15 protein-coding genes and 1 tRNA gene are annotated in these 13,598 nt (G+C 65.2%); 7 read left to right on the top strand and 9 right to left on the bottom strand.

Annotated elements, in window-relative coordinates; all coding sequences use genetic code 11:
- Positions 1–7: 7 nt before the first annotated feature.
- The 3 genes from FVP33_RS15905 to FVP33_RS15895 form a co-directional block, all read right to left on the bottom strand.
- Entirely contained in the window at positions 8–637 is a 630-nt protein-coding gene (locus tag FVP33_RS15905) for an MEDS domain-containing protein (RefSeq protein ID WP_147784667.1), read from the bottom strand.
- Positions 638–881: 244 nt separating this feature from the next.
- Positions 882–1,277 carry a PNPOx family protein gene (locus FVP33_RS15900; protein ID WP_147784666.1) on the bottom strand — a complete coding sequence of 132 codons (396 nt, stop codon included), beginning with the start codon at positions 1,275–1,277 and terminating at the stop codon, positions 882–884.
- A 63-nt stretch (positions 1,278–1,340) separates the two neighbouring features.
- Positions 1,341–1,874 carry a zeta toxin family protein gene (locus FVP33_RS15895; RefSeq protein WP_187270760.1) on the bottom strand — a complete coding sequence of 178 codons (534 nt, stop codon included), beginning with the start codon at positions 1,872–1,874 and terminating at the stop codon, positions 1,341–1,343.
- Between the two features lie 132 nt (positions 1,875–2,006).
- Between FVP33_RS15895 and FVP33_RS15890 the strand changes: the two genes are divergently transcribed.
- Positions 2,007–2,378 (top strand): hypothetical protein, encoded by a 372-nt coding sequence (locus tag FVP33_RS15890; RefSeq protein WP_147784664.1) that lies wholly within the window; start codon positions 2,007–2,009, stop codon positions 2,376–2,378.
- A 211-nt stretch (positions 2,379–2,589) separates the two neighbouring features.
- Here the strand turns inward: FVP33_RS15890 and FVP33_RS20245 are convergent, their stop codons facing one another.
- On the bottom strand, positions 2,590–2,727 hold the full coding sequence (locus tag FVP33_RS20245) for a tyrosine-protein phosphatase (RefSeq protein ID WP_425460954.1): 138 nt from the start codon (positions 2,725–2,727) through the stop codon (positions 2,590–2,592).
- Positions 2,728–2,860: 133 nt separating this feature from the next.
- On the opposite strand from FVP33_RS20245, the gene FVP33_RS15880 reads away from it, so the two are divergent.
- From FVP33_RS15880 to arsA, 4 genes are all read left to right on the top strand, one after another.
- A complete protein-coding gene (locus FVP33_RS15880) occupies positions 2,861–3,709 on the top strand; it encodes an alpha/beta fold hydrolase (protein ID WP_147784663.1) in 849 nt (282 codons plus the stop codon).
- A 199-nt stretch (positions 3,710–3,908) separates the two neighbouring features.
- Positions 3,909–4,298, top strand: coding sequence for an ArsR/SmtB family transcription factor (locus FVP33_RS15875; RefSeq protein WP_147784662.1), 390 nt, complete (start codon positions 3,909–3,911; stop codon positions 4,296–4,298).
- 16 nt (positions 4,299–4,314) lie between these two features.
- Positions 4,315–4,707 (top strand): arsenite efflux transporter metallochaperone ArsD, encoded by a 393-nt coding sequence (gene arsD, locus FVP33_RS15870; RefSeq protein ID WP_147784661.1) that lies wholly within the window; start codon positions 4,315–4,317, stop codon positions 4,705–4,707.
- Positions 4,708–4,714: 7 nt separating this feature from the next.
- The gene (gene arsA, locus FVP33_RS15865) at positions 4,715–6,472 is read left to right on the top strand and encodes an arsenical pump-driving ATPase (RefSeq protein ID WP_147784660.1); all 1,758 of its coding nucleotides are present in this window, start codon (positions 4,715–4,717) and stop codon (positions 6,470–6,472) included.
- On the opposite strand, the gene FVP33_RS15860 is transcribed toward arsA, so the two are convergent.
- The 3 genes from FVP33_RS15860 to FVP33_RS15850 form a co-directional block, all read right to left on the bottom strand.
- Entirely contained in the window at positions 6,401–7,048 is a 648-nt protein-coding gene (locus FVP33_RS15860; protein WP_147784659.1) for a signal peptidase I, read from the bottom strand. The genes arsA and FVP33_RS15860 overlap by 72 nt on opposite strands.
- 77 nt (positions 7,049–7,125) lie before the next feature.
- Positions 7,126–7,800 carry a hypothetical protein gene (locus FVP33_RS15855; protein ID WP_222706761.1) on the bottom strand — a complete coding sequence of 225 codons (675 nt, stop codon included), beginning with the start codon at positions 7,798–7,800 and terminating at the stop codon, positions 7,126–7,128.
- Positions 7,801–8,588: 788 nt separating this feature from the next.
- Positions 8,589–8,664 (bottom strand) — tRNA-Val (locus FVP33_RS15850).
- Between the two features lie 103 nt (positions 8,665–8,767).
- On the opposite strand from FVP33_RS15850, the gene FVP33_RS15845 reads away from it, so the two are divergent.
- A complete protein-coding gene (locus tag FVP33_RS15845) occupies positions 8,768–9,262 on the top strand; it encodes a DUF1003 domain-containing protein (RefSeq protein WP_246142374.1) in 495 nt (164 codons plus the stop codon).
- Here FVP33_RS15845 and FVP33_RS15840 read toward each other — a convergent pair.
- Both FVP33_RS15840 and FVP33_RS15835 read right to left on the bottom strand, forming a co-directional pair.
- Positions 9,259–9,732: a peroxiredoxin gene (locus FVP33_RS15840; RefSeq protein ID WP_147784657.1), complete on the bottom strand. Its 474-nt coding sequence runs from the start codon at positions 9,730–9,732 to the stop codon at positions 9,259–9,261. The genes FVP33_RS15845 and FVP33_RS15840 overlap by 4 nt on opposite strands.
- Before the next feature lie 85 nt (positions 9,733–9,817).
- On the bottom strand, positions 9,818–10,687 hold the full coding sequence (locus tag FVP33_RS15835; protein ID WP_147784656.1) for an aldose 1-epimerase family protein: 870 nt from the start codon (positions 10,685–10,687) through the stop codon (positions 9,818–9,820).
- 158 nt (positions 10,688–10,845) lie between these two features.
- Here FVP33_RS15835 and aceE point away from each other — a divergent pair, with 158 nt between their 5' ends.
- The gene (gene aceE / locus FVP33_RS15830) at positions 10,846–13,590 is read left to right on the top strand and encodes a pyruvate dehydrogenase (acetyl-transferring), homodimeric type (protein WP_147784655.1); all 2,745 of its coding nucleotides are present in this window, start codon (positions 10,846–10,848) and stop codon (positions 13,588–13,590) included.
- The last annotated feature ends 8 nt before the right edge of the window (positions 13,591–13,598 follow it).

Raw genomic sequence — 13,598 nt, 5'->3', positions numbered from 1 at the left:
GTGCGCTTCAGCGGTCCGGCTGAGGCTCGCGATCCCGCAGGAACTCGGACGGCGGGACGAAGAACGGATTCTCCTGCAACACCCCTCCGACCAGAACGATCGGGTGCGTGCGCAGGATGTCGATGATGAAGGCGCCGTCGAACTTCGCGGCATCGTAGGAACAGATCACGACGTGCTCGTGTCGGGCGTGGAGGAAATTCGCCCTCGCCTCGAACTCGATCAGGTGCTCGGCTGCATCGCGCCGGTCGACCGCCCAGCCCATCTTCGCGACCAGGCGGATGCGGGGGGACTCCGGATCGAGCAGCATCGTGTCCAGAAGATCGAGCATCGCCGCCTGGTCGAACCGGCCGCCTCGGAGGTAGGTGTCCGTCCACGTCCGCACCTCGAAACGATGGTCTTCGAGCAGTCTCCCCGCGTCATAGCCCAGGTGTCGGAGCCGGTTGACGGGAGCTGCGGATTCCGCGGGGTCGACCAGGTACAGCATCCGGTCGCCGCCATCGAGCCCCTGCCGCACGAATGGATCGAGGACGGCGTCCTCCTCCTCCGGGTCGTTCACGAAGGCGCAGACGTGGCGGTAGCGGTCGAGCACTCCGCCCGCGAATGTGACGGGGCCGAATTCGCGCCTGTCAACAGCCATGTGCCATCTCGATTCACCGTTCGGGTGATCCCGGGCATCTGATGCGCTCATGACCTGAGGGTGAAGTCCGAGAGCCACAGATTAGCTCAGGGCGGTTGCGCCGCACAATGATGCTGACCATCACGAGTGCGACTACCGATGAGACAAGGGCTCGCACGTTAATCGAGGGCGTCCAGGGAATTCCCAGAACTGCAACACCGCGGCGGCGCGCGAGTCATTTGTCAGAGGTCCGGCACCTGGATTCTTAGGCAGCAATGAGCTTCACGAAATGGGTGCGTTTGAGCATCCTGAGCACACGCCGTTGGAACGGGGTGAACGCGGCTATACCCTCGGCGGTCGTCATTGGTTCCAGCCCGACGATCTTGGTGGTCACGCCGTTGTGCACTATCTCGCCGCCATTGGCCGCGACCAGATTCCGATACCAGTTGACCTCGGGACCGTAGGTGAGCTCGCAGACGAAGCCACCCTCAATCGGCCGCACGATGATCGGTGTCTCGAAAGTCTTGCCACTCTTGCGGCCCACAGTGCGCACAATCGAGAAGTGCTCGCTGCCTTGGCGGGCCCAGCGGCCGGTAAGTCGGTTCAGGCTGTGGTTGATCGTGTACAGCCAGCCGATGCGGAGCTTCGATCCGAGACCCATACGAGAACCCTGTCACACCTTCAGCATGCCTGACATGGAACTCCTGCGGATCATATGAGAAGGCTAGCGACCGGTTGCTCGCGCAGCCGCAATATCAGCCGCAATTCGATCGATCGCCTCGTTCTCGGTCCAGGACGAATCGATACGCACTTCAGAGACAAAGGCTAACGGCTGCCAGCCGTGATACCACTCCCCCATCTCCGCACTGCCAAACGAGACTGACTTCGCCCGGGTGACATGTCGACGCGAGGTCTCTGCGAGGCTGAGATCGTAGGCGTAGAAAAGGCTCGCTCGCGGAGTCTTCGCACTGAGTCGATGAAGCATCGATTCGTACCGCGCAGCGTTCAGAATGCCCTCGACGATGACGACCAGGCCCCGCTCAAGGCAGGTCGACGCGGCCTGCTCCATGAGGTCGATGTTGAGCGCGCCCACGACATCCCGCTCACGCAACACCGCTCGACGGAAGTGATCCTGTTCAATCAGCGCGCAATCGCCGGAGGTGAACCTGCCTTGGACGCCCCGAGCAACCGTGGATTTACCCGACGCGGAGTTGCCGCGAAGAACGACAAGCACAGGACGTAACGGTGGATTGGTCACCACACAACGCTAGCGGCGATCTGCACTTGGCCAGCCCGCGATCAGGGAGCCCGCAAACTATCTATATTCGCACCGTCGCCCCCGTCAGGCCAAGGGGATCAAGTCATTAGAGGGGTCCATGCCAAGAAACAATTGCCCAAGCTCGCCGCCATGAGCATTATTCTTGTTGCCATGACCGATGCTCGGCCCGGCGTGACCCCTCGTTTGTTCTCGTGGGCCGCCCTCCTTGTGCGGTGGGGTGTGCTCCTGGTGACAGCCGGCCTACTCGGAGGGCTGGTCGCGAAGCAATTCGCCGACCGCGCTTCCTACGCCGCGTCCCAAGCAACACGGCTCATTGGCGTCGACGCCTCAAAGCCGCTCGTATTGACCTTTGACCCGTCGTCTGCCCACTACGTGCCGCCCGACTACACCGTTTTCTGGATGGGCATGCTGGTCGTTGCGCTCGGCCTGATCGTGGTGGCGGCGGGAATAGGCGTCGCGTTGGCGAAGCGTCGCGCGGACTGACGCAAGAGTGGCGAGCAAGGGACTCACCAGCCGCCTTCGAGTTCTCTAGCGGAACGGCAAGCGCGGCAGATCTCGGCCCGCTCGATCCAATGGAGCAGTCTGCCGATCATGTTTCTGAGGAGAAGCGCTACGCGAAATGCGAGGCCGTTGCTCCAGAATTCCTTCCAGAATTCGGCATTGTCGAGACCGTCCAGATCGACGCTTAAGGTTGTCAACCAGCGGGGGCGCGGCTGGCCGTCCTGCGTCCGCCTTCTTGGCGGAGGTCGACGACGGTGCGGATGCCTGCATCGTGCGTCTGGTCCCACCCCAACGGGGTAACCCGGTCGACGTTCTCGGAACGGAAGAACACGCCTCTGGGTGTCAGCGTTCCATCGTTCGGGAAGGGTAGCCCGACACTCCTGAGGCCAATCCGCCCGCGGCCTGGTGGGCGAAGGCCGTCTCGCCGGGGAGCAATTTCGCGCTGCTGAAGCTACAGTCAAGCCATGCGCATCGCCACGGATCTCGGTTGGCTCGACGCCCGGGTCGTCCCAGGGCCGTCCCGGGTGGCCGTCCTGTGGCACAGCATGTTCACCGATTCGCGCAGCTGGGACCGTGTGGTGGACGATCTGCGGAAGCAACGCACCCTGGTGCTGGTCGACGGTTGGTCCTTCGGAGCGAGCGACGACCTCGACGAGCTGGTGGACGACTTCATCGAGCGCTGCGCGCAGGGCGCCATCGCGGTCGTCTCCCAGATCCAACAGGAGTTGACCCCGGGGCCTGTTGACTGGGTGGGCAGCGCGTGGGGAGGCCACGTCGGCTTGCAGCTGGCCGCGGTCCGGCCCGACCTGGTGCGCAGCCTGATCACGGTCAGCACTCCGGTCCAGGCAGCGAGTGCGGCGATGCGAAGGCAGGTGGGAATGCTGCTCCCCGTCTTCCGCGCCATCGGGATGCGCGGGCCGGTGCGCCATGGGTTGCTTGACGGGATGTTCACCGATCTCACCCGCCGGACTGATCCGGAGGCTGTCGACGCGCTCGTTGCCCCGATGTCCCGAAGCAACCGAGCGGCCATCAGCCGGACCGTCCATTCCGGTGTTCTCAACAGGACGGACCTGGCCTGGGCCGCGGCACGCGTCACATGCCCGACCCTCATGATCGCCACCGACGACCGGGGCGAGTGGAGTCCCGCCGAATGCGCCAAGACCACGGCAGCGATGAAGGATTCCCGCACAGCCGTCCTCACCGGAACCCGCGCCCTCCCCTCCCTCGAATGCCCCACCGAACTCGCCGCCCTCGTTACCGACTTCTGGGCCGGGCAAGTAGCCGACGAGACCGCCACCCTCAACCCGGCGTAGGCATGACCAGGCGTGCCGATGCCGTGTCACTTGGGAACGGTTTGCGGGGCAACCGGATGGCCACTCTTAGCGCGCTAAGCCCAAGCCATCCTTCGTCTGCGATCAATCCCATCGCAATCTTTCGATTGTGAGGCCGGCCAAACCGCCAGGACCGCGCAGACCTATTTGATATATGTCGAATATCTGCGACACTGAAATCATGCCGAAAACCCTCCCGGTCCTGGATGACGTGTCGCCGATCTGCTGTGCGCCGCTGTCGTCGACCGCGGACTTTCCCATGGATGACGCGGTGCGTCTCGCTGTGCGCCTGAAGGCGTTGGCTGATCCTGCGCGTCTCCGGCTCATCGCGTTCATGCTGAGCCGGCCCAATCAGGAGGCCTGCACCTGCGACCTGGCACCGGCCGTCGGGCTGTCGGAGCCGACGGTGAGCCATCACCTGAAGACGCTGGAGAAGGCCGGACTCGTCTCCAAGGAGCGCCGCGGCATGAATGTGCATTACGCGGTCGAGTCCACGGCGATCCGCGCCCTCGGCGTCGCCATCCATCTGGATGCCCCCGCCACGCTCGAAACCCAGCCCTGTTCAGCCTGACAAGAAAGAGAACACCATGCCCACGATCCGCATCTACGAACCCGCCCTCTGCTGCGACACCGGCGTCTGCGGCGTCGACCTCGACCAGTCGCTCGTGACCGTCACCGCCGACATTCGCAGCCTCCAGGAACTGGGTGCCGACATCACGCGCCACAACCTGGCCAGTGACCCGACCGCGTTCACGAGCGACGAAACGGTGCGCGCCTTCATGCACACCGTCGGGTCCAAAGGACTGCCGCTGACCGTCGTCGACGGTGTCACCGTCTCCATCGGTGCCTATCCGACGAAAGAGGCCCTGCTGAAGTTCGCGGGCCTGCGCGCCCCTGACGCCGCTCCCACGCAGCGACTCGAACTCGGGCTGACAGAGAAGGCGACCGGGGGGTGCTGCGGCGGCACCGGATGCTGCTGAGACGACCATGAGATTCCTCGAAGACCCACCCCGGTTCCTCTTCTTCACCGGCAAGGGAGGCGTCGGCAAGACCTCGGTCGCCTGCGCCACCGCACTCGAGCTCGCCGGCCGCGGCAAGCGAGTGCTGCTGGTGAGCACGGACCCGGCGTCCAACATCGGGCAGGTCTTCGACATCACGATCGGCAACACGATCACGGAGATACCCGGAGTTCCCGGACTGTCGGCCCTGGAGATCGATCCGGAGCAGGCCGCCGAGGCCTACCGGGAACGGATCATCGCACCCGTGCGAGGCCTGTTGCCCGACAGCGAGATCGCCGGCATCACAGAGAGCCTCTCCGGCTCGTGCACCACCGAGATCGCGTCGTTCGATGAATTCACGAACCTCCTCACCGACACCGTCGCCTACGGCCACTACGACCACATCGTCTTCGACACAGCCCCGACCGGGCACACCATCCGGCTGCTGCAGCTGCCCGGGTCGTGGACGGAATTCCTATCCACTGGCAAGGGCGACGCCTCCTGCCTCGGACCGATGGCGGGACTGGAGAAGCACAGGACGGTCTACGCGAACGCCGTCAGAGAACTCACCGACCCGAATCGCACCCGGCTGGTGCTCGTCAGCCGCGCCCAGACATCCTCGCTCATCGAGATAGACCGCACCTTTGCCGAGCTGACCGAGATCGGGATCCGCGGCGGCTACGTCGTGATCAACGGGGTACTGCCCGTGACCGCCGGCGACGAGGCGATCGCCACCGCCGTGCGGAATCGAGAGAGCGCCGCACTCTCCACCATCCCGACCTCTATCGCGACCCTGCCACGGGACACCCTGGAACTGAAGACCGGCAACATGGTCGGCATCGCCGCGCTCCGCACCCTGTTCACGACCGGTTCACCGGTGCCAACGGACGATGCGATCACCGAAGAGACCGCCGACGCGCCCCTGGCCGCCCTCATCGATGAGTTGGAGAAGGACGACCACGGTCTCATCCTGTGCATGGGCAAGGGTGGTGTCGGCAAGACCACCATCGCCGCGGCGGTCGCCGTCGCCCTCGCCGAACGCGGACACGAGGTACACCTCACCACCACCGACCCCGCGGCCCACCTCACCGAGACTCTTCACGGAATTGTTCCCGGCCTCACCGTATCCCGCATCGACCCGGAGGATGCGACCCGGCTTTACCGTGACCACGTCATGGCCACAAAGGGCAAGGGCCTGGACGACAACGGCCGAGCCGCCCTCGCCGAGGACCTCCTGTCCCCGTGCACCGAAGAGGTCGCGGTCTTTCAGCAGTTCTCCCACGCGGTACACGAATCGAGGCACCGGTTCGTGGTGATCGACACCGCACCCACCGGCCACACCCTCCTGCTTCTGGACGCCACCGGGTCGTACCACCGCGAGGTCGCGCGTCAGATCGGCGACAACCTGCCATTCGTCACGCCGCTGATGCGGCTACAGGATCCCGAGCAGACGAAGGTGATCCTCGTCACCCTGGCCGAGACGACCCCGGTGCTCGAAGCCGAAGGGCTGCAGCAGGACCTGGACCGGGCGGGCATCCGTCCCTGGGCGTGGGTGGTCAACAACTCGATCGCTGCCGCTCACCCGGACTCGCCATTCTTGCGCCAGCGCGCGGCGAATGAGGTCGAGCAGATCGCCCGAGTGCGAGCACTTACTTCGCGAGTGGCTATCGTGCCACTACTCCCCGAGGAACCGATCGGTGAGACGAAGCTTGCAGCATTGACCGTGGGAGCTCACCAATCGGTGTAGGCCGGGTGCCTCACGAACTCGCCGACTCGTGCGCCAGGCTTCCGTCTCGGTACTGTCCGCCGCGGCATGCTCACTGACCGAAGATCGGCGCCAGAAGCGACGTTTCGCTGGAGTGTCGTCCGGGGCGTACTCGTGCTCGCCGAGGGAGAGCAGCTGCCAGCAGACGACCACGCAGAGCAGGATGGACATCAGCCCGAACGGGTTCTTCAGGTACACGAGCCAGTAGCCGAGCTCGGGAGGGGCGGCGACGACACCGCCGATGATCGAACTGGTCTTGATCGTCCACGGGTCCGCGGTCGTGTTCGCGTCCCCCTTGGTAACCGCTGTCCCGTCGGAGTTCACCCGGGCGAGACGGTGGGTGACCACACCGCCCTGCTCGTAGAAGGAGATCGGCTGACCGACCCGGTAGACGTGCCGTTGGACGATGACCGCGCTTCGTGAGGAGATGGTAGGTTCCATCGATCCGGTATGGACGATGAACACTCGGTACGGCAGAATCCCGGACACGACGACGAGGAACGCTGTGAGGACGACAGCTGCGCCGACGATTAGCGCGATGATCTTTCGTCGCGTCATATCGATACCTTCCCTGTGTCGTGGAGAAGCGGATGCCGCGGCAGGTAACCAGCTCGCCGCGGCATCCGCAAGTTCGATCAGTTGCCGGGGGTGATGCCGTGCTGGGTGGCAACGATCTGGTACGGGAGGCCCGAGCCGGTGCCGTCAGCGGGGTTGACGACGGCCTGGCCATCCGCTGCCGGGTAGGTGTTCCATGCTGCGGCGGGGGCACCGGCCGGAGCCTGGCCCTTCAGCTTGCCGGCGTAGTTGAAGCTGAACGAGACGTCACCGGTCGCTCCGGCGGGGAGGTTGCTGGTGAGGAGGTACTGCGCCTTCAACGGCCAGCAGCCGGTCGGGCTGAATGCCCCGCAACTACCGGCGGTGTCCTTGAGGTTCGCGGAGTCGAAGAGCGCGACGCCGTTAGCGGACAGGTGCGCCTCGCCGTAGTGCCCGAGGTCGTTCAGTGCGCCGAGCGCGGTCGCATTGTTGAACACGATGTAAACATCCTGCGGGTCGGATCCGGTGTTCGTGTAGTTCAGCTTGACCGTCTGCGCCACCCCGGGGAGCAGGTTCGAGAACGCGAGGTCGGTGCCGTTCGCACCGCCACCACCGAACGGGGTGACGTGGATGTTGCCGACGGTGCCGGAGATGTTTCCGGAGTGGGTGTCGCTGAAGTAGGCACCGGTCGCGCCGGAGGCGAGGAACGCGGTGCCGCCGAGGAGGGCGACGGAGGCAGCAATGGAGAGGGCTTTGACCTTGAAGTTCTTGGGCATCATTTTCTTTCTGTGTCGGAGCGCGCGACATCACCCGGGCGGGCAGCATCGCTCATTTCGGGGTTGCCAAAGAGACCTGCGAGAGGTTTTCGAGGGCGCGACGATTACCGGTGTGATCGTCAGGGTTTTGCGGAGCGGAAATCGGGTGACATCACTCTGCTTCTTGCGCAGCCGCACCCTGGCGGGAACGGCTGTTGGGCTGCGCGTCGAGGCGATCGGGGTAAGGAGAAAACTCGATAGCGCAGTGACCGTCAGCGACGACGGTCTTCCACTCGGGCTGAACCGGATGCGGGTAAGCGACGGAACAGCGACTTCGATCGCGGAATGCGACCATAGCTCGTAATCCAATCAGCCGGGGACTAAATGTGCAATAGGTGAAATATTTTCTAGTCTCGGAGGGTGGCAACTTCCAACGTTTGCGACGGTCGGCCTCATCCTCAGCTGCGCAAGGCATCGTCGTTCTCGCCGCAAAACGGCAGGACCTCCCCGGATTCGAACGGGACGGAACTCAGCGGACCGCCTCATCCCGGCGGTAGCCGAACCTGAGCAGGATCATCTCAGAAACGCAGGTGCGCGACGAGATGATAGGAAACGAGCGAAGCGGGGACCTCTACACCAGTGGCGTGGGAGCACGCAGTGGAAGGCACAACGCTAGGGCTGCCGAGAAGAACCTCGAAGCGGGCATCGCCGAGTAGGCCAGTTCACGAACTTCAGGCAGGGAGCTTCCCCGCGGTGCGGACCCGCACCGCGTCAATACGTGAGAATCGCTACCTGACCAGCACTTTACGTGGTGGGCCCTACCGGGCTCGAACCGATGACATCCACGGTGTAAACGTGGCGCTCTACCAACTGAGCTAAAGGCCCGCAATCGGCGCGCCTCGCGGCTGCCGGTTACGACGAAGTTTTATCGTACAGTCTTCGCGGACTGTCCGCGGAAGATGCACGACCCGAGACGTACACTCGCACCATGCCCAGCACATCCAGCACGAGGAACACGCCCACCGCCCCCAGACAGGCCGCCACTGAGGGACTCACGACCACTCCGAGCCCGCTTCGGGATTGGCACGCCGATCACAAGTCGCACCTGACCCGCGGCGAACGCGCGGCGGACCTCATGCGCAATGGCATGGGCAGCTGGGCCTTCGTGGGCGGATTCGTCGCCTTCATGATCGTGTGGGCGATCATCAACACGGTGACGAAGGGCTGGGACCCGTACCCGTTCATCCTCCTGAATCTGTTCCTGAGCATGCTCGCGGGGCTCCAGGGCGCGATCCTGCTGATCGCAGCCAAGAGGCAGGACGCCATCGCGGCCGCGCTCTCCAAGCACGACTACAACACGAACGTCGCGGCCAAGAAGGACATTGAGGCGGTGCTCGAGATCAACAAACGCCAGCTTCTGATGATCGCCGACCTTCAGGAGATCCTGGGCAGACTCGACCCGGCGGGGACGAAAAAGAGCTAGGCGGTCACCGGCGCGAGTTCGGCGAGCGCTGCGCGATAGTCGGCGATCGAGCGTGGCTGGCCGGGGGCGGTGATGAAGCTCGCGCGGATGATGCCGTTCGTGTCGATCAGGAAGCTCGCCCGGTTGGCGAAGCCCTTCTGCTCCAGGAACACGCCATACTCCTTGGCCACCGAGCCGTGCGGCCAGAAGTCGGCAAGCAGGTTGAACTCGTAGCCCTCCTTCTCGGCGAACGCTCTCAGGGTGGCCTTGGAATCCACGGAGATGCCGATCAACTCGATGCTCTTGTCCGCGAAGAGGGCGAGGTTGTCGCGAAGCTCGCAGAGTTCGCTCGTGCAGGTGCTCGAGAAGGCGAGGGGGAAGAAGACGAGGGCCACCGGCTTCTTGTGGCGGAAGTCGCTGAGCCTGATGTGCTCCCCGAACTGGTTGGGGAGTTCGAAATCGGGTGCCTGGGTGTCGTTTTCCAGAGCCATGTTCTTAGTCCTTATCCCCGGCCGAAGTGAACGGCCGGTAAACACGGTTCGCAATCCTACGCCTGTGCGCTGCGCCGACCAACCGCTAGGAGTTCTGCACCGTCACGCTGTAAGTGAACGACCGGGATTCGCCCGGCAACAGAACGAACTGGCCCGGCTTCTGCGCGTACTCCCCGGCGAAGTCCCGGGGAGCGGTCATGCCGTACCACGGCTCGATGCAGAGGAACGCTCCCGGCGCCTTCGACCACAGTCCCAGCAGCGGGAAGTCGTCGAAACGCACGGTGAGCGCCGGCGCGCCGGGCGCCGAATAGCGCACAGAGCGGCTGCGCAGGCCGTCGAAGATGATCGCGTCGGCCGCGAAGAGCGACTCGTCGAGGGCGAGGGTGGACCCGCGCACCGGCGTCTCCACGGCATCCGGAAGCAGCAGCCCGTCCGCGAGGCGGCGGATCGGGGCCGGCTCGTCCTGGGCGAACTCGAGCACGTGGCTCTCGGGTGCCAGCCCCTCCACGAGCGGCCAGGCGAACGCCGGATGACCGCCGATCGACGCCGAGAACGTCTCGCTCCCCGGGTTGTCCACGGTGTGCCGAATCGACAGGGTCTCCCCCTCCACCGAGAACCGCACCGCGAGCCGGAAGGCGAACGGAAACTGGCGCCGGGTCTCGGCGGAGTCCGCGAGGGTGAACTCCGCCGAGGTTTCGGTGTTCTGCCCGAGCTCGAACGGCAGATCACGCGCGAACCCGTGCTGGCCGATCGGATGGGCGACGCCGTTGTGGACGAGCCGGTCACCCGGCATCCGCCCGACGAGGGGAAACAGGATGGGCGCGCGCCGGTGCCAGGGCTCGCCGCCCTGCCAGAGAAGCTCCCCGCCGCCGCGATGCCGAAGGCTCGACAGCTCGGCCCCGAAGGGGTTGATCGCCACACGAAGGATGCCGTTGTCCAATTGCAGGAAGCCCATGACGTCGACGCTACTCCGCCCACTCGGGCCTCCGGCGCACGACCATGCCCGGCGCGCGAACTAGAATCGTTGAGGCCCTGCACGTCTGGCCGGTGGTCGCAATCCGATCGCCGGTTGTGCTTGGCGCCCTTTGTCCGCGAACAAGAGCGAGGTCAACGTTGACGGTGAACGACCAGGACCCATATTCGGTGCACCACATCGACAAGGACCCTGAGGAGACTGCCGAATGGCAGGAATCCCTCGATGGTCTGGTGGCCTCACAGGGCCACGAACGAGCACGCGAGATCATCCTCAGCCTGCTGAAGCGCTCCAAGGAGCTGCACCTCGGCGTGCCCATGGTGCCGACCACGGACTACCTCAACACGATCGCCCCCGAGAACGAGCCGGAGTTCCCCGGCGACGAGGACCTCGAGCGCCGCTACCGCGCCTGGCTCCGCTGGAACGCCGCGATCACGGTGCACCGGGCTCAGCGCCCCGGCATCTCGGTCGGTGGGCACATCTCGACCTACGCGGGATCCGCCACCCTCTACGAGGTCGGCAGCAACCACTTCTTCCGGGGGCACGACCACCCGGGCGGCGGCGACCAGGTCTTCTACCAGGGCCACGCCTCCCCCGGCATGTACGCGAGGGCCTTCCTCGAGGGCAGGCTCTCCACCGACCAGCTCGACGGCTTCCGCCAGGAGAAGTCGCACCCGGGCGGCGGACTGTCGTCGTACCCGCATCCGCGTCTCATGCCCGACTTCTGGCAGTTCCCCACCGTGTCGATGGGCCTCGGCCCGATCAACGCGATCTACCAGGCCCAGTCGAACAAGTACCTCACCAACCGAGGAATCATCGACGCCTCCGACCAGCAGGTCTGGGCCTTCCTCGGCGACGGCGAGATGGATGAGGTGGAGAGCCGCGGCGCCCTCCAGCTGGCCGCGAACGACGGCCTCGACAACCTCAACTTCGTGATCAACTGCAACCTGCAGCGCCTCGACGGACCGGTGCGCGGAAACGGCAAGATCATCCAGGAGCTCGAGAGCTTCTTCCGTGGTGCCGGCTGGAACGTGATCAAGGTCGTCTGGGGCCGCGAGTGGGACGCCCTGCTCGCCCGCGACACGGAGGGCGCCCTGCGCGACCTGATGAACCGCACCCCCGACGGCGACTATCAGACCTACAAGGCGGAGAACGGCGCCTACGTGCGCGAGAACTTCTTCGGTCGGGACCCGCGCACCCTCGAAATGGTCAAGGATTACACGGACGACCAGATCTGGGGCCTCAAGCGCGGTGGGCACGACTACCGCAAGGTGTACGCGGCCTTCAAGGCGGCGCAGGAGCACAAGGGCCAGCCCACCGTGATCCTCACCAAGACGGTGAAGGGCTATGGCCTCGGCCCGTCATTCGAGGGACGCAACGCGACCCACCAGATGAAGAAGCTCACCCTCGACAACCTCAAGCAGTTCCGCGACGCGATGCGCATCCCGATCACGGATGCCGTGCTGGAGGAGAACCCGTACCTTCCGCCGTACTACCACCCGGGCGAGAACGACGAGGCGATCCAGTACATGCAGGAGCGCCGTCGTGCGCTCGGCGGCTACCTGCCGGAGCGCCGAAGCAACCACGTGGCGCTGACCCTTCCCGACGATTCGGCCTATGCGATCGCCAAGAAGAGTTCCGGCAAGCAGGAGATCGCCACCACCATGGCCTTCGCCCGCCTGCTCAAGGACCTCCTCAAGGCCAAGGACTTCGGCCACCGCATCGTGCCGATCATCCCGGACGAGGCGCGCACCTTCGGCATGGACGCGTACTTCCCCACCTCCAAGATCTACAACCCCAACGGCCAGCAGTACACCTCCGTGGACCGCGAGCAACTGCTCGCCTACAAGGAGAGCCCGCAGGGCGCGATCGTGCACGTCGGCATCAACGAGGCCGGCGGTTTCGCCGCCTTCACGGCCGCCGGCACGTCCTACGCCACGCACGGCCAGCCGCTGATCCCCGTCTACGTCTTCTACTCGATGTTCGGGTTCCAGCGCACCGGCGACGCGATGTGGGCGGCGGGCGACCAGATGGCCCGCGGATTCATCGTCGGCGCCACTGCCGGTCGCACCACGCTCACCGGCGAGGGTCTCCAGCACGCCGACGGCCACTCCATCCTGCTCGCGTCGACGAACCCGGCCGTCGTGTCCTACGACCCCGCGTACGGCTACGAACTGGGCCGGATCGTGCGGGACGGACTCGAGCGCATGTACGGCGGGACGCATCCGAATCCCAACGTCATGTACTACCTGACGGTGTACAACGAGCCGATCGTTCAGCCGGCCGAACCGGAGAACCTGGATGTGGACGGCCTGCTCAGGGGCATCTACAAGCTGCGCGAGGCGACGCCTCGAGACGCGCAGGGACCCACCGGCCCCAAGGCGCAGCTGCTGGCCTCCGGAGTGGCCGTGCCGTGGGCCCTCGAGGCCCAGCAGTTGCTGGCCGACGACTGGAATGTCTCGGCCGACGTCTGGTCCGTCACCTCGTGGACCGAGCTGCGCCGGGATGGCGTGGCGGCCGAGCACGAGAACTTCCTCAACCCGAACGCGCCTAAGCGGGTGCCGTACGTCACGCAGAAGCTCGCGGGGGCGGCCGGACCGTTCGTGGCGGTGACCGACTTCATGCACGCCGTGCCCGACCAGATCCGCCAGTTCGTGCCTGGAGAGTACGCCACTCTCGGCGCCGACGACTTCGGTTTCTCGGACACCCGTGCCGCCGCCCGGCGATTCTTCAAGATCGACAGCCCGTCGATGGTCGTTCGCGCGCTCGAGCTTCTCGTGGCGCGTGGCGAACTCGACCCGAGCATCCCGCAGCAGGCGATCGACCGCTACCAGCTGCACGATGTGACGGCCGGCACCACGGGCACGGCCGGCGGCGAGAGCTAGGGCGCCCG

The organism is Lacisediminihabitans profunda (assembly GCF_008040105.1).
Lineage (GTDB): Bacteria > Actinomycetota > Actinomycetes > Actinomycetales > Microbacteriaceae > Lacisediminihabitans > Lacisediminihabitans profunda.
Note: the sequence above shows the minus strand (reverse complement) of the source record. Positions and strands in the feature narration are given on the sequence as shown.